This is a genomic window from Cloacibacillus sp., assembly GCF_020860125.1.
Classification (GTDB): Bacteria; Synergistota; Synergistia; order Synergistales; family Synergistaceae; genus Cloacibacillus.
The window spans coordinates 13,452-29,663 of record NZ_JAJBUX010000063.1 but is presented as its reverse complement, the minus strand read 5'-3'; the positions used below and the strand labels follow the sequence as shown (position 1 = coordinate 29,663).

Here is a 16,212-nt window from a genome sequence, read left to right as displayed (position 1 = left end):
TGATAGAAAAGTGTATTGGCATGCGGCAGTTTTATATGTGATGTATTATTTATTTTATTTTGAAAAACACCATAAAACACGCAAAACTTAGGAGTGGGATTTTCCTTGGAAACAATCGGGGCTCAGCTAAAAAACATAAGAAAAAAGAAAGGGCTTACTTTGAGCGAGCTTGCGAAGACATCCGACGTTTCGTTAAGCTTTTTAAGCAAGATTGAGCGCGACATAAATACACCTACCATCGCTGTATTACAAAAACTCTGTAACGCGTTAAATATTTCGATCAATGACCTGATATCAAATGCTCATCAGTCACCATGTGTAAAAAAAGTTAATAGGAAACCAATATATGAGAACTCAGATTCACTATATGAACAGGCGACACCTCCAAATGAGTTTCTCAAAGGCGACATTTTAACAATTTTCCCAAACTCAGAGATAAAAACCTATGAGCATGTATTTGACGAAGTGGGGTTAATATTAGAAGGGAGCATCAATATAATTTTAGATGGGATGGAATATAACTTATCAGAAGGTGACACTATCTATGTCCGCAAAGGTACAGATCATATCATAAAAAATATGTCGGATACTGAAAACTGTATTACATATTGGGTAAAAGCTATACTGCCTGTTATGCAATAAAAAATTGGCACATCAAATAACAGCACACTCAAGTATATGTTTCTTCACTACAAGCTGTCCGCAACACAACTAACAGCAGACAGCTTGTAGTTATTTTAAAGAGGTTATATCCTTTTGTTGAGCTCTTTAATCAGCTCTTCATCAGTAGGAACTATATTATCAAAAACAAGTTCGTTGTTAATCAGCATCGACGGTAAGTTCTTTACCCCTATAGCACTTACCCTTTTAATGCCACCAAGGCTTTTTATTAAAGTTTCTCTATAGGTAAGTTTATCTCCATATCTATCCTTTACTCTAAAAAGAGACTCCATCATATATTGACACGGCGCACATCCCTCTGAGTCCAGAGTTACTACTTCAACAAATATTTTTCCCGGTTCAATCTTGACGTCGTCAAATCCTTCTGATGCTGCGTCACAACCAGATAGAGCCTCGTCAAGTGAAAGGAATCCACTGCTTTTTATCGGCTCTTCCCCAAGAACAACATACTTACCCACTGCCTCTAAATTGTATTCTGGGGTGTCAAAAGGTAAGTCGCAGCCAGGAGATAGGACAAACCCCCTCAATCCCCCATCTTCCATACAACTTTTCGCGTCAGCTACACACTCTATCGGGCTACCAAACAGTAATGTCGTCGTGAGATGCAGATTTCCTTCAATTGCAACATTATACTTTTCTGAAAGTTCTTTTGCGTAGGCAACTGCAACTTGCTCGTCAAAAGCAATTCCATTAGGTTCGCACTTCATCATTAGTTCAATATTTTTTGTTGCGTCACCGCAGCAAAATAGTGTCGCCAAGCCACCTCTTTCCTTTATTACGTTTATAGAGGGTGCGACAGTTTCCATTACGTATTTTTTAAAATGCCGCGGTGATATCTGACTTGTCATTGGATCAACAAGGGCCACTACATCTGCTCCGGCCTCAAGATACCATACAGACATTTTTTTCGCTGCCTCAGCGCAAAAAACAAGAATTTCTTTAGCATATTCTGGATTTTCAATCATATCTGTAAGAAACTTAGCACCAGCAAGATGGAGCGCAAGAGTAAATGGGCCGCAGATAAGACCGAATATCGCCACGTCATCACCAATTTCACACTTCAGCATACTGGTAGTTTTTAGAGCGTCAGCGATTCGTCCGGAGTTTTTAGTAAGTTCCGGAAGTTCTTTCAATGTCTTTGTCTCCAGAACATGTACGGCAACAGCGGGTGGATTATTCTTGGACCATTTAAGACCACACCCTAACGCTTCAGCCTCAATTTGCAGGTCAAATACCGTGCATACACCATCAGCCATGTATTTCTCTGCTGCCAATTTAACACCTTTTACAATATTTTGAGGAGATTTTAGATATGTTTCAGCATCCATATTCAACATTTTTGCGCAATGCACACCTGTAAATGGTACCCACGGGATTCTCTCAACTTCCTCACACCGCAATGCCTTAAGAACTAGTTCTCTGCGCATGGTCATAATATAATGACACTTCCTCTCGTTGTAGTTGATCTTAATTGAACATTTTTGAAACGTTGCCTTTCAGGTATTGTACATTATTGAAATAAATATTTCAATACAAAAATACAAAAAATGGCTGCAATATTTACAGCCATCGATAGACCAATCCAATAATTATCAATACTACTGTGTCACGTTCGCTCGCTATAGTAAGTCCATTATGGCATAGTAATGCCCTTCTCTATTAATACATCCTCTACATTTTTAAGTTTTTTTCTGGCCTGGATTTTCTTCTTCAGAGCCAACTCAGTAATTATAGCTTCAGCCAATACCATCGCCTGCACAATGGAATAATGATATTTCGTCCTTCCAACACACAATGTAACCGTAGCATTATCAATAGAAGGATTTCCCATATCATTCGTAATTAGGATAGATGGGATATCATTATCTTTCGCAAAAGATATAATCTCATGAGTAAGAATCACAAAATGAGGACCGCCAAGTGATACGGCTATGATAAGATCATCACTACAAAAATTCAGGACCTCATCATACGCAACATCAGTACCCAACGCCCCCAGCATATGAGTATTAGAAAAAAGCTGGTTCATCATAAAGTGAAGAAATCCGGCTACATATTTACTTGACCGCATACCAACAATACCGATCTTCCTAGCCTCCAACATAAGATCTATAGCACTATCAAAAGAATCCATCAACTGACTTGTAAGCGAACTTTTTATACCATCTATAGAATCTCGTGAAACCCACGACAACGACGGTTCTTTATCCATCTCAGAGTTATCATTCATAACCTGCTCTAATTCCCACCAAACAGAATTATTGGTAACCATCATGACCTGCTGTAGCTGCTCCAGCAGATCTTTATAACTATCATACCCAAGACGCTTTACGACCCTAACGACTGTCGCTGGACTTGTTTTAGATGCCTGCGCAAGCTCCTCCACCGTATAAAACGCCACCTGCTGATAATGTTCTAAGATATAAGAGCAGATTAATTTTTGCTGCGTAGGCAGATCTTTTATTCCAGCCCTTAAACGAGCGAATACATCATTAGGTTGAGGCATATCCCTTATTTTCATAGACATTTAATCAAATCCCCTTATTAAGAGTATATTTTATTAATAATAACGCAACCAATAATCCTTTCTACGCAAGTTCATTTTTATACTATATAATGCGCCCCTACCGACTCTTTTCTTGCCAGCGCGGCCTTTGCTACCGCTTCGGCGCTGGCGGTGAGTCCGGGCATTTCCATAGCCAGAAGGTACTCCTGCGGGGTCTCCGCCTTTAGCTTCTCTTTTTTGATACTCTCTATATATAGAAGGAAATCCGATATTTCCTCCGCGCGGCGGATGGGGCCGATCGACTGCCAGGCCTTTCTTTGCAGCTCTCTGCGGATCTCGGATACGGGGCGTCCGTTCGCGGAAAGAAGCTCTCCCGCCTCTCTTGAGGGAAATTTTTTCGGTATCTCATGCGGGTGTTTGGCCGCGGCGCGGCCCGCCCGCAGCCCGAAGGTCACGATGTGCGCGAGCGCGTTTCCGCCCATGCGGTTCGCGCCGTCGATGCCGCCGGTCACTTCGCCGCAGGCGTAAAGTCCCTCCACGTCGGTCTCGCCGCTGGTTCCGATCTCGACGCCGCCGCAGAAGTAGTGTTCCAGCGGCGCGATGCGCAGCGGCTCTTTGCGTCCCATAAAAAATTCCCGCGGCAGCGTGAGCGCGTAGAGAAACCTGGGGTCGTCCCACAGCGCCGCCGGCGTCTCCTCAATGTGGGCGAAGATTCCGCCTTCACGGTCTTTCCGCGCGAGCAGCAGCGAAAGTTTGTCGCGGGCAAAGTAGTTGCACTCTTTGCCGTCCTTCACGCCCCACTCGCGGTAGGCATCGGGAAGAAATTCCCTTCCCTCCGCGTCGGTGACGCGGATAAAATCTCCGAGAGTGGTGTCCGCCATCCACATGGGAAAGTTCTCCTGCGCCCAACCGACAGGGTAGAACTGAACAAATTCCATGTCACGCAGTTTCAGCCCCGCGGCAAGCGCAAGGGCGTAACCGTCGCCTGTCATGCGTTCGGGGTTGTCGGTGTGGCTGTAGATGCGTCCGGCTCCCCCCGTCGCAAGCACGACGGCGTCCGCCGGCAGCGCTAGGTTGCTCCCGCCGCGCCAGTTAGTTACGGAGACGCCGCGGGCATGTCCTCCGCAGGTAAATATCTCGCGCGCGACTGACCATTCGATAAACTTGACGCCGCATTCTTTCGCGATCCGCACCAGCTGCTCTACAAGGCCGCTGCCTCCCATGAGCTCGTTCTTCGCGGTGGCGCGGGCGCTCGCGCGTCCTTTTTGAAATTCGAGCGTCACACCCAAGGAGGCGATCTCTTCAAGCGCGGCGCAGCTCTCTTCGGTCAGCGTTTCAAGCAGAGCACGGTCGTTGAGACGGTATCCCGTCTTTAAAAGTTTTTCGTACTGATCCCGAGGCGAAACGCCGCCGCAGGCCAGAGAAAAAAGTCCCGCGGAATAGGCCGTACAGGAGGCGACGGCCGCCGCCGTCTTGGATATGACCGTAACGTCGGCTCCCGCGCGGCGCGCGGCGATCGCCGCGGTAAGACCTGCGCCGCCGCTGCCGATTACCACAACATTCGCCATCAGCCGTCTCTCCCTTCGTCCATTATCTAGCCCTCGTCGAGCATCTTTTCGTAGAGCGCCTCGGTACGCGACTGTATTCCCTCCATTGAGACTCCCAGCTGCTGTGCATACCACACCGCGCCGCCGGCGCCAACGCCCTCTTTGATGAAACCCTTTTCGTAATCGGCAAGCCCTGGGAAGCGTGAATTCGTGAAGTCAAGCGGCGCTGCGTACCAGCGCACACCGATTTTTGCGGCATATTCTTCAAGGCAGCTGGTTGGATCGATGTGGACATATTTCGTCGTCGCCACCAGGATATCGCGGTCCACGCCCATGTCACGCAGCAGCGCCGCCACCGCCATCATCTGCGTGCCGCCGGCGAGCGTTATCTGTACCTCGCCCGGCAGCGCGGCGGCATAGGCGGCCACCGCCACCTGCATGGGATCGCCCAGCTCGGCGGCGGCTCTGAGGCCGAAGCCTTTCATGCCGCCCTCTTTAATGCCGAGGCGCTTCGCCGTGTCACGCCATATTTGCTCTTTCAACGGCAGGGGGTTCTCCGGTCCCGCGGAGGAGACGGTGCCGACGTGGCCAAGGGCGCGCAGCACCAGCAGCGCCGTCGTTGTGCCGCCGGGAACCGACTCCGCCAGTACGACCTGTTTTATATTTTTATCCAGCCCTGCGGCCAACGCCGCGGACCGCCGCGCTATCTCTTCATAGCCTGGGACAGCCGCCTCGAAGCGCATATCGCGCCCAATATCCTCGCTGATCGTCTCATGCGGCGAGGCGGGGGCTATCGAGGTGCCGACTCTCACTGTAGCCGCGTCAAAGCCGGCCGTAAGCAGGGCGGCGCGGGTAACCAGCGCGGGAGAGGGGTGCCCGAAGGGGTCAAAGGGCAGAGAAGCTGCAACCTTCGGACGATCATAGAAGAGCATATCGGCATCAGCCGGCGCAGTGTAGGGCAGTGCGTCAAGATTTGCGCCGGCAGCGGAGAGTCCGGGAATTTTGGCTAATGCCGTCTCGCTTATAAATAGCAGAAACATTACTTATTTTACCCCCTGTACGTAGATTCGTTTAAGCGTTAAAATGCACTATAGACTGTCCCCACGATGAGTGAGGGTTATCTTTTTGCGCGGTGTTAATAGTTTATGGCCTTTATCGCCATGATTTATAGATTATATAATAGATAGTGGATTTATGGTCCTACGGTATCTATTTTGAGGGGGGAAAAATTTCGTGGCTTCAAAACTTGCACCAACACGAGGAAACCTTGTCAGGCTCACGCGCGATATGGCGATGGCCCAGTCAGGTCACGACCTCCTTGACCAGAAGCGCCAAGTGCTGATGATGGAACTGGTTCATTACATAGATTCGGCTAAAAAGCTTCAGGAGGATGTCTCCAAGGTATTCAAAGAGGCATACGAAGCGCTCCAGAAGGCAAACATATCTCTCGGCATCGACACCGTGGAAGATATTTCGGAGTCCGTTCCGATCACCTCTAATATCACCGTGCGCCTGCGTTCGGTGATGGGGGTGGAGATCCCCGACGTGGACCCTTTGAGCGCCGAGACTATCCCCAGCTACTCCTTCCACGGCTCCTCGGGAGCGATGGACGCGGCCTACGCCCAGTTTCGCCGCGTGATGGTACTGGTGGCGCAGCTCGCCGAGATTGAAACGAGCGTCTATCGTCTGGCGGTCCAGATACGAAAGACCCACAGGCGCGTCAACGCTCTTGAAAAAGTGGTCATCCCACAGGACAAGGCGGAGATAAATTTTATCAGCGACGTCCTTGAAGAGGGAGAGCGCGAGGACTTCACGCGAATGAAGCTCGCGCAGAAAAAGATAAAGGAATAGGGGATTTCAACGGCTCCACTATGCTTTTATAAATTAGGGAGGGAATTTTGCAATGAGTACTCTGCACGAAGTACTGGCAGTTCTGCTGAGGGCAGAATCAGAGGCCAAAAGAATAGTCGACGATTCAAAGAATGAATCCGAATCTCTGCTTCGCACCGCGCAGGAAAAGTTTGCCGCGGAGCGTGCAAACCAGATGGCTTCCGCCAGGGAGCAGGCAAAGGGCATAATGGAGACGGCGCTGAATTCCGCCAAGACCGAAGCCGCGCAGATCGCGGGCCTCGGCAAAGAAGAGCGGGCGCGCATGCAGAAACGTTTTGAAGAGAATGTTGACGCTGTTATCAACTCCATCGTCTCCGAGACCGCCGAGAGCTTCATTTCAAAGAAGAGAGGCTGAATTTAGTGTCATCTTCACACGGCTCCGCAACCGCACTTGGGGTAAAGGCGCACGTCCTCTACAGCCAGCTTTTAAAGGCTGACGAGTACTGGGCGCTGCTGGGCCTCAACTCCACCGCGGAGATCGCCGCCTTTCTGAAACAGACGGCGGGCTATAAAGACCAGCTGGAGACGCTGCTGCCGGCCAAGGTACACCGCATCGACCTTGAGAATGCGGTCCGTTCCTCCGTGCTCGCGGAGGCGGATTCTTTTCTCTTCTATCTGCTCGGAGTATGGCGCAAGTTCTTTCTCGATTGGCTCAGCTGGTATGAGTCAGAACAGCTGAAGAGTATCTTCCGCTGGATACACTCAAAACGGCTGGACCGTGATATGATGCGTCAGCATCTCTTCCGCGTCCCCGGATCAAAGCTGCCTTACGAGGCTCTGCTGAACTGCCGGGATTACAAAGAGGTGCTCGATACGCTGCGCGATACTAAGTTTTATAAGGTGCTGCGGGAACCGGTGAGGCGTCTGATAAACGGTGAGAGTTCGCTCTTTTCTCTCGAGCTCGCCATCGACAATATGGTGGAGATGGATCTATACAACGACATCAAAAAACTCCCCGTGGACGAGCAGAAGGTGCTTGAACCGTTGTTCAGCTCACGCATCGACCTTCTGAACCTTTACCACTTCCACAGGTGTATGTGGTACTACAATATGACCATAGAAGAGACTATCAGCCGCATGCTTCCGGTCAAATACAAGGTAAAGGTACATCATCTGCGCGAAATGGCAAAGGGAGCCAACTGGGAGGAGCGTATCGCGCTGATGGAGGAATACTTCCCCACATACGGCAAGATATTCCATGATGCGCTTGAACAGGACGACAAGGAGCTTGCCCTTGAGATGTCCATCAAGAGGTACAATTACCTTAAGGCCATGTCCATACTGAGAAACGGCGTGCCGGGCTTTCACACGGCGATCGCCTATTTTATACTGAAGGACCACGAGGTCACAGATATAATACGAATGATAGAGGACGTGCGCTACGATTACGACCGCCGTTCCGCGGCCCAGTACCTTATCCGGCCGATAATCAATGGGGGTGAACCCGCATGGCAGTAATGAAAATGGTCGCTCTGACCATGATCGGACCGCAGTCCGAGATGGAGCCGGTCGCCCGTCAGATGGTTTTGACTGGCGGTTTCCAGCCCCTGCCGCTTGATATACTCATCAACGACAGGTCGCTGCGCTCCAAACTTACGACCGAGACCGAAAATCCGTACGACGAGCTGGTCGCAAAGATCTCGACGATATGGAAGGTTGCGGGAGAGGTCGTACCAGATCCGCAGCCGGTCACAATCACGAAAGATTTCACGCTGTCACACGCGCGCATGCTTGTTGAACAGACCGCCAGAAGGCTTCAGGTCTGGGAGCAGCGCCGCCGTGTGCTGGTTGAGGAGGAGGAGCTGCTTCGCGCGACAAAGCTCTTCGTCGAGGCGCTCTCCGGGACGGAATTCGGCCCGCGCGAGCTCGCCGAGGGCCGTTTCGCGAAGACCTTCTTCGGCTACCTCTCCAACGAAAACTTTCAGAGGCTGATGGAGAGCGGCGAAGAATCGCCAATCGCTATCAGTGAGCTCACCGTATCAAACGGCAACACCTGGGCCCTGATCATAACGGTGCCAGGATATGAAGAATCCACGAAAAAACTGCTTGAGGCGGTATATTTCAAGGAATTCTCCCTTAAGGACATTGCAGGACAGCTCGACGGGGAAGACCCGCTCGCGCTGGTGGAAAAACGTATTGAAAATCACCAGAGGGCGATCCGCGGACTTGCCAAGGCAGCCAAGGACATGCTCCGCGAGCACCGCGCCGACTACGAACTGCTATTTTCGCAGCTCTACACGATGCAGAGGGTCTACGACGTCTGCAAGGGGCACGGTGAGGTGAGCGGCATGTTCGTCCTCTCGGGATGGATACCGGCCGACACCTACGCCGAAATCAGCAAAACTATCGCGGAAGAGGCTCCGATGACGACGCTGATGGTAGAGGAGACACAGGATATTTCCTACTCCGGCATCCGTATCCCGACAAAGCTCAAGAACAACGCGTTCTTCCGCTCATTTCAGGATATCGTCGCGATGTACAGCCTCCCCTCATACGGCGAGATAGACCCGTCGCCGATCGTCGCCATCTCATTCATCCTCTTCTTTGGATTTATGTTCGGAGACGTCGGCCATGGAATAATGATATTTCTCGGTTCGATGATGCTCGTGAAGCGCGGCATCATGCGGCGTTCGCTCGGGCAGGTCATGAAGATGGCATCTATATCGTCGATGTTCTTCGGTCTGATGTACGGAAGTATCTTCGGCATCGAGGGCGTTATTCCAGAGATATGGCTCAACCCCATGCATGACGTCAACAAACTGCTTGCGGTATCGATCGGCCTCGGCGTATTTATGATAAGCCTCGGCCTGCTGCTGAACATGATAAAGCAATACCGGGCGAAGGACTTCGGTCGTCTGCTCTTTGACGGGCAGGGACTCGCGGGACTTGCGCTTTACTGGACGTTATGCGCCCTGGGCATGATTTACATCACCGGTTCGCCGATATCGGAATTTACGGCGGACCTGATGTGGGGCGCTATCGGGCTGCTTATCGTTGTGATGATCTTCCGCGACATCCTCGCGCGCTACATACTGCGGCAGAAGGGTGACGGGGAATCCCCCGTGCTCAACCTCTTTGAGATCATGCACAACCTCATGTCCTTCGTCTCAAATACGGCGTCGTTTGTACGACTGGCGGCCTTCGCGCTGAACCACGTGGGACTTTCGCTCGCGGTAATAATGCTCTCCGAGATGGTCCGTTCGCTGCCCGGAGGCATCATTATGAAAGGCATAATCCTGATCATCGGCAACCTGGTCATCGTATGCCTCGAAGGACTGATAGTATTCATCCAGACGCTGCGTCTCGAATACTACGAATTCTTCGGTAAATTTTATAAGGGAGGAGGCAGCGCCTTCAAACCTGTCGGCTGGAAAAAAGAGGGAGGCAAATACTCTCAGGCCAACGCGGAGGATCTGTAAGTTTATAAAATATGGTTACGGACAATAAATATAAAGGTTTTTAATCACGCAATTAAAGATTAAACAATTTTAAAGAGAATAAGAAAAGGAGAGATTTTTCATGTTTGGATTGATGTTAAGCTGCGGTACGGTGGTAACTCTGATGATAGCCGGATATATCCTCCAGCGTAAGGGCTTCCGCGGCGGCAGGAAAATCTACGCGACGGCGCTGGGACTTTCAACACTGCTCGTCTTTACGGGAGCGGTGCTGGCCCTCTTCTCAGGTACGTCATTCGCCGCGGAGGGCGCGGCGGCAGTAGCAAAAGAGGTATCGGTAGGAGCCGGTCTCGGCTTCATCGCGGCGGCGTGCGCTACGGGAATCGCCTGCCTCAGCGCGGGACTCGCGGTCGCCAACGTCGGCGCGGCGGCTCTCGGCCTGGTTGGTGAAAAACCCGAAATGCTCGGTACGACGCTCATCTACCTCGGACTTGCCGAAGGTATCGCCATCTACGGCGTCATCATCTCACTGCTTATAATCCAGCGGCTGTAGGTGGGCATAAACGTCTATGAAGGCCTACCTTGTGAGCGACAACCACGACTCCCTTGTAGGGATGCGTCTGGCCGGAATCGAGGGCACGCTCGTTCACACTCCCGATGAAACATACGCAGCGATAGGAAACGCTCTGAAGATGCGCAATCTCGCCATACTCGCCATCACGGAAAAGGCGGCGGCGATGGCCGAAGAGATAATCCAGCAGCTGCGCGAACGCGGAGACCTGCCGCTCGTAGTCGAGATACCCGACAGATTCGGCACCAAAAGGGGACCTGATTTTCTGACCAGATATGTCCAGGAAGCCATCGGGGTAAAGATGTAGCGTGACTGGCGGACGGGAGAATCTCCCTCTGTCGGTTTTTGACGCCTCATCGCAACAGACCGAAACTTCGAGCAGAACGAGGACTAAATAAGAGGTGAAACATGATGAAGGAAGTATCAAACGAAAAGATAAGCAATCTTAGAGATATAATATTGGACCGCGCAGACAGCGAAAAAAAGGTCAACATGGCACAGGGACGCCGCGAGGCAGACGAGTGGCTCGCGCGTGAGACGGAGAAACTTCAGCGAGAAACGAACCTCATCCTGCAGGACGCGCGTAAACGCGCGGAAGATATCCGCCGCCGGCAGATACTCTCAGCTGAGCGTGAAAAGTCGACGGAGACCCTGCGTCTGCAAAACAGGATACTTTCAGACTCCATGGGACGCCTTCAGGATAAGCTGGTGCACCTTAGAGATCGCGCCGACTATTCTGATATCCTGACCGGGATGTGCATCGACGCGGTAGAATCGCTGGGGACAAAGACGCCGCTCAAGCTGAGGCTATCGGCGGTCGACCTTGCCCTTGCCGTTGAGGTCATCACGAAGACGCTCGCTCTCAACCATGACCTTGCCCTCACCTTTGACCCCGACCCGGCCCCGATACTCGGCGGCTGCTGGGTCGCGACGGCTGACGGGCACAGGCAGGTCAATATGGATTGGCAGAGCATCACACAGGAGATGGCTGATTCTCTGGCTGAACGCCTTCTGCCGCTGCTTTAACCGCGGCGGACAGTCAGCGCGAAGCGCGAAATAAAAAATTACCGCAGCTGTTGCTGGCAGCAGCCGTAAAACGGATGCGTTTACCGTAGCCGTGGCGGCCAGCTGCCGCGAAGCGGGAGCATTAAAAATTACCGCAGGCCGCGAGGCTGCGGATGCGTTTACCGTAGGAGGGAATAGCCTTTGGAACTTAAAAATAACGCACAGAATTCCCATCTTGGGACCGTCGAATTCGTCAACGGCCCCGTCATAAAGGCAAACGGCATGCGCGACTTCGGAATGCGCGAAGTCGTGAAGGTCGGGCCCCATAAGCTGATGGGTGAAATAATAAAGATGGATGGAGACAACGCCACCATCCAGGTCTACGAGGATACCGACGGGCTGCGCATCTATGAGGATGTGACCGGCACCGGCGAACCCCTCTCCATTGAGCTTGGGCCTGGACTGATAGGCAGCTTCTTTGACGGAATCGGACGTCCGCTGGACTCGCTGCTTGAAAAAGAGGGTATGTATATATCGCCGGGAACTTCGGTAAACATGATTGACCGCGAACGTCTTTGGGACGTCACTCCCGTGGCAAAAGTCGGAGATCTCGTCTCCGGCGGCATGGTGCTTGCCACCATTCAGGAGACGCCGCTGCTGGTACATAAGGTAATGACACCTCCTGACTTCGAGGGAGAGATCACTTGGATGATCCCATCCGGGAAGCATCACGCCGGCAGCGATGTCGCAAAGGTGAAAGACGCCTTCGGGCGTGAAGTGCCTATCCCGATGATCCAGCGCTGGCCGGTCCGTACGCCGCGCCCATACAGAGAGCGGCTTCTGCCTAACGAACCGTTCGTAACTGGGCAGCGCGTCATTGATGGGCTGTTCCCGCTCGCTAAGGGCGGCACCGCTTGCATTCCGGGAGGTTTTGGCACGGGAAAGACCGTAACCCAGCATCAGCTCGCCAAATGGGGCGACGCGCAGGTCGTCATATATATCGGCTGCGGAGAGCGCGGCAACGAGATGACCGACGTTCTTGAGCAGTTCCCGGTGCTTGAAGACCCGCGTTCCGGCCGTCCGCTGATGGAACGCACGATCCTGATCGCGAACACCTCGAACATGCCGGTTGCGGCGCGCGAGACCTCCATATACACAGGCATAACGATCGCGGAATACTTCCGTGATATGGGCTACGACGTGGCGATCATGGCTGACTCTACCTCGCGCTGGGCTGAAGCCCTGCGCGAGCTCTCCGGACGCCTTGAGGAGATCCCCGCGGAGGAGGGTTTCCCCGCCTACCTGCCCAGCCGCCTCGCCGAATTCTATGAGCGCGCGGGACGCGTCGTCACGATCGGCGGAGAAAACGGCAGCGTCAGCGTCATCGGCGCCGTCTCGCCTCCCGGCGGAGACTTCACGGAGCCGGTCACGCGCCATACAAAGCGTTTCATTCGCTGCTTCTGGGGGCTTGACAAAAACCTCGCGAACGCGCGCCACTACCCCGCCATCTCATGGACGGACTCCTACAGCGAGTACGCCTCCGAGGTTGACGGCTGGTTCTGCACGAACGTGGACGCGCGCTGGGGCGAGCTCCGTGAAGAGGTACGCAACATCCTCGCGGAGGACAACAAGATACAGCAGGTCATCAAGCTTGTCGGCGAGGATGTCCTACCCGATGACCAGAGGCTCATCGCCTTCACTGCCTTCTTGATAAAGAACGGCTACCTTCAGCAGAATTCCTTCGGCTCCGACTCATATTCGCCGCCGATGAAGGGATTTGAGATACTCTCCGTCATCCTTGAGTTCCACCATAAATCGATGGAGCTGGTCCGCAAAGACATCCCGATCTCGCTGATAAAAGACGACGAATCGGTCGACGCGATAACCCACCTCAGGGAACTCGCCGCCGAGGACAAAGAGGGCTTCGACCAGATTCGCAAACGTATCGACGCGCACCTTGAGCGCGTCGCTGCGGAACGCACAAGAAAACTAAGGGGTGGTGAATAAAATGGCGCAGCCCGAATACATAGGCGTAAAAGACATAGAGGGTCCCTTTATCCTCGTTGAGAATGTAAGCGGCGTCGGTTACGGTGAGCTTGTCGACATCCGCGACAGCAGGGGCATGCGCCGCCATGGACAGGTAAAGTCGCTGAGCGAAAAGGCGACGCTTGTACAGGTGTTCACAGGGACGGAAGAGCTCGTGCCGAACACCACTAAGGTTCGTTTCCTTGGCAAACCGCTTGAGGTCCACCTGTCAAAATATATGCTCGGACGCACCTTCAACGGTCTGGGCGAGCCGCGCGACGGCTGTGGTGAGATTTATGGAGGCAGGCGCGTCAACATCAACGGCCTGCCGCTGAACCCGATGGCGCGCCAGTACCCGCGCGATTTCATCCACACCGGCATCTCGGCGATTGACACGCTGACGACGCTGATCCGCGGACAGAAGCTGCCGATATTCTCCGGCAACGGCCTGCCGCATAACCAGCTCGCCGTACAGATAGCGACGCAGGCGAAGGTCGTGGGCTCCGAAGAGTTTGCCGTCGTCTTCGCCGGAATCGGCGTCAAGCACGACGATGCGGCCTACTTCATGCAGGAGCTGTCGACACGCGGCCACTCCAACAACATCGTCACATTCCTGAACCTCGCTGACGACCCCGTGATCGAGCGAATCGCCACGCCGCGCATGGCGCTTTCGACGGCGGAATACCTCGCCTACGAGCTTGGAATGCACGTCCTCGTCATTATGACGGATATGACGAGCTACTGCGAAGCGCTGCGTGAACTCGGCGTCGCCGCGGGAGAGGTGCCTAGCCGCAAGGGATACCCCGCTTACCTATACAGCGACCTCGCCTCGCTCTACGAGCGCACGGGAGTCGTTCGCGGACGCGACGGCAGCGTCACACAGATACCGATCCTTACGATGCCCAACGACGACATCACGCACCCGATCCCTGACCTTACGGGCTTCATCACCGAAGGGCAGATAGTTCTTTCGCGCGAACTCGACGCGAAGAACATCTACCCGCCGATAGACATCCTCACCAGCCTCTCGCGGTTGATGAAGGACGGTATCAGCAAAGGCTACACGCGTGAGGACCATCCGAGTGTCGCCAGCCAGCTCTTCGCCTCCTACAGCAGAGTGCAGGAGGTCCGCTCGCTCGCGGGCGTCGTCGGTGAGGATGAACTTTCAAAGACCGATAAATCATTCCTCGCCTTCGGCCGTATCTTTGAGGACCGCTTCCTCAAACAGGGCAAAGAGGAGGACCGTGAGATCGGCTACTCGCTTGACATGGCCTGGGAGATACTCGGAGAACTGCCTGCCGGAGAGCTGACGCGCGTCAGTCTCGCGGATATCAAGGAACATATAAAGAAAAAAGACCAGTAACGGCTTTGGCTCGCAGGAAAATACCGCCCGCTGTGAAACACAGCGGGCATTTTTATATGCTGATTTATGTAAGCTTTTTATGATTTTATGTTGAAAACGTTCGTTTTGTGATATAATCCTGAAATTATATTCATAATTCAGATTATGGAGGGACTGTAATGATAAATAACATCGCACTGACCGGATGCGGCAATGTCGGAACCGCGCTCCTGGAGATACTGCATGAGAAAAAAGCCGAACTTAAGGAAAAATATGGCTTTGAATATAAGGTAGTCCTCATCAGCGACCTTATGAAGGGCGTCGTCTTGGACCCTGAGGGACTGGACCTTGAGAAGATCCTTGACGAACTTCATAGCAGGCACAACTTCGGGGCGCTCGCGCAGGCGGCGGGCCATTTTGACGAATTGCTGGACCAGTCCGGCACGACGGTGCTAGCCGAATGCACCCCTACCAACCTCAAGACTGGCGAGCCAGGCCTCTCCCATCTCAGGGCGGCGCTCTCGCGCGGCATCAGCGTCACCACAACGAACAAAGGGCCGATCGCGGTGGCCTTCGATGAGCTCTGCAAACTTGCGGAGGATTGCGGCGCGAAGCTTAGCTACGAGGGCGTGGTCATGAGCGGAACGCCGCTCATCGATATGATGAAGAACGGCATCGCGGGCTGCAGCGTGCTGGGCCTTGAGGGAATCCTCAACGGTACGACTAACTTTATCCTCACAAAGATGGGCGAAGGCGCCACCTACGCCGACGCGCTCGCGGAGGCGACGGCGCTCGGATACGCGGAGGCTGATCCCTCCGGCGACGTCGAGAGCTGGGATGCGGCTGTAAAGGTGGTTATCCTCGCGAAGATACTTTTCGGCAAGGAGATCGACGTGAAAGAGGTTACACGCATCGGTATCACGCAGGTGACTCCGCAGCAGATCGACGAGGCGCGGCGCAACGGCTTCACAATAAAACTCGTCGCCGGCATCAGGTTCGACAGCTTCGGCATGCACCCCTACGTGATGCCGAAGGAGATCGCCGCGACCCATCCGCTGGCGGCGATAAACGGCGCGACAAACGCGATCACGGTAAACACAGACAACCTAGGAGATATTACTTTGGTCGGCCCCGGCGCCGGACGCCGCGAAACCGGACAGGCGCTTCTCTCCGACATGATAAGGATGAGCAAATAACGGATAAAGTAAAGGCGGGCCTCACGGCCCGCATTTTTGTAAATTATACCGACC

General features: G+C 53.1%; 15 protein-coding genes. 11 read left to right on the top strand and 4 right to left on the bottom strand.

Annotated elements, in window-relative coordinates; genetic code table 11:
- Positions 1-105 precede the first annotated feature (105 nt).
- Positions 106-642 (top strand): helix-turn-helix transcriptional regulator, encoded by a 537-nt coding sequence (locus LIO98_RS07910; RefSeq protein ID WP_291955186.1) that lies wholly within the window; start codon positions 106-108, stop codon positions 640-642.
- A gap of 104 nt (positions 643-746) precedes the next feature.
- Here LIO98_RS07910 and LIO98_RS07905 read toward each other — a convergent pair whose 3' ends face one another.
- The 4 genes from LIO98_RS07905 to LIO98_RS07890 all read right to left on the bottom strand — a co-directional run bounded on the left by LIO98_RS07905 (position 747) and on the right by LIO98_RS07890 (position 5,774).
- Entirely contained in the window at positions 747-2,108 is a 1,362-nt protein-coding gene (locus tag LIO98_RS07905) for a uroporphyrinogen decarboxylase family protein (protein WP_291955189.1), read from the bottom strand.
- Positions 2,109-2,314: 206 nt separating this feature from the next.
- Positions 2,315-3,208, bottom strand: coding sequence for a MurR/RpiR family transcriptional regulator (locus LIO98_RS07900; protein ID WP_291955184.1), 894 nt, complete (start codon positions 3,206-3,208; stop codon positions 2,315-2,317).
- A gap of 77 nt (positions 3,209-3,285) precedes the next feature.
- Positions 3,286-4,755, bottom strand: coding sequence for an FAD-dependent oxidoreductase (locus LIO98_RS07895; RefSeq protein ID WP_291955182.1), 1,470 nt, complete (start codon positions 4,753-4,755; stop codon positions 3,286-3,288).
- A 26-nt stretch (positions 4,756-4,781) separates the two neighbouring features.
- Positions 4,782-5,774, bottom strand: a complete 993-nt coding sequence (locus tag LIO98_RS07890) for a nicotinate-nucleotide--dimethylbenzimidazole phosphoribosyltransferase (RefSeq protein WP_291955180.1) — start codon at positions 5,772-5,774, stop codon at positions 4,782-4,784.
- Between the two features lie 193 nt (positions 5,775-5,967).
- On the opposite strand from LIO98_RS07890, the gene LIO98_RS07885 reads away from it, so the two are divergent.
- From LIO98_RS07885 to LIO98_RS07840, 10 genes are all read left to right on the top strand, one after another.
- A complete protein-coding gene (locus tag LIO98_RS07885) occupies positions 5,968-6,585 on the top strand; it encodes a V-type ATP synthase subunit D (RefSeq protein WP_291955178.1) in 618 nt (205 codons plus the stop codon).
- Between the two features lie 52 nt (positions 6,586-6,637).
- Positions 6,638-6,979, top strand: a complete 342-nt coding sequence (locus LIO98_RS07880) for a hypothetical protein (protein WP_291955174.1) — start codon at positions 6,638-6,640, stop codon at positions 6,977-6,979.
- 5 nt (positions 6,980-6,984) lie between these two features.
- Positions 6,985-8,082 carry a V-type ATPase subunit gene (locus LIO98_RS07875; protein ID WP_291955171.1) on the top strand — a complete coding sequence of 366 codons (1,098 nt, stop codon included), beginning with the start codon at positions 6,985-6,987 and terminating at the stop codon, positions 8,080-8,082.
- A complete protein-coding gene (locus tag LIO98_RS07870; RefSeq protein ID WP_291955168.1) occupies positions 8,073-10,043 on the top strand; it encodes a V-type ATPase 116kDa subunit family protein in 1,971 nt (656 codons plus the stop codon). The genes LIO98_RS07875 and LIO98_RS07870 overlap by 10 nt, the downstream gene beginning before the upstream one ends.
- 100 nt (positions 10,044-10,143) lie before the next feature.
- Positions 10,144-10,572 carry an ATP synthase subunit C gene (locus tag LIO98_RS07865; protein ID WP_291955166.1) on the top strand — a complete coding sequence of 143 codons (429 nt, stop codon included), beginning with the start codon at positions 10,144-10,146 and terminating at the stop codon, positions 10,570-10,572.
- 16 nt (positions 10,573-10,588) lie between these two features.
- Positions 10,589-10,897: a V-type ATP synthase subunit F gene (locus LIO98_RS07860; RefSeq protein ID WP_066746546.1), complete on the top strand. Its 309-nt coding sequence runs from the start codon at positions 10,589-10,591 to the stop codon at positions 10,895-10,897.
- Positions 10,898-11,001: 104 nt separating this feature from the next.
- Complete coding sequence (locus LIO98_RS07855) at positions 11,002-11,616, top strand: V-type ATP synthase subunit E family protein (protein ID WP_291955162.1); 615 nt, start codon at positions 11,002-11,004, stop codon at positions 11,614-11,616.
- 180 nt (positions 11,617-11,796) lie between these two features.
- On the top strand, positions 11,797-13,602 hold the full coding sequence (locus LIO98_RS07850) for a V-type ATP synthase subunit A (RefSeq protein WP_291955159.1): 1,806 nt from the start codon (positions 11,797-11,799) through the stop codon (positions 13,600-13,602).
- A gap of 1 nt (position 13,603) precedes the next feature.
- Complete coding sequence (locus tag LIO98_RS07845) at positions 13,604-14,983, top strand: V-type ATP synthase subunit B (protein WP_291955156.1); 1,380 nt, start codon at positions 13,604-13,606, stop codon at positions 14,981-14,983.
- A 158-nt stretch (positions 14,984-15,141) separates the two neighbouring features.
- Positions 15,142-16,158 (top strand): homoserine dehydrogenase, encoded by a 1,017-nt coding sequence (locus LIO98_RS07840; protein ID WP_291955153.1) that lies wholly within the window; start codon positions 15,142-15,144, stop codon positions 16,156-16,158.
- Positions 16,159-16,212: the final 54 nt, after the last annotated feature.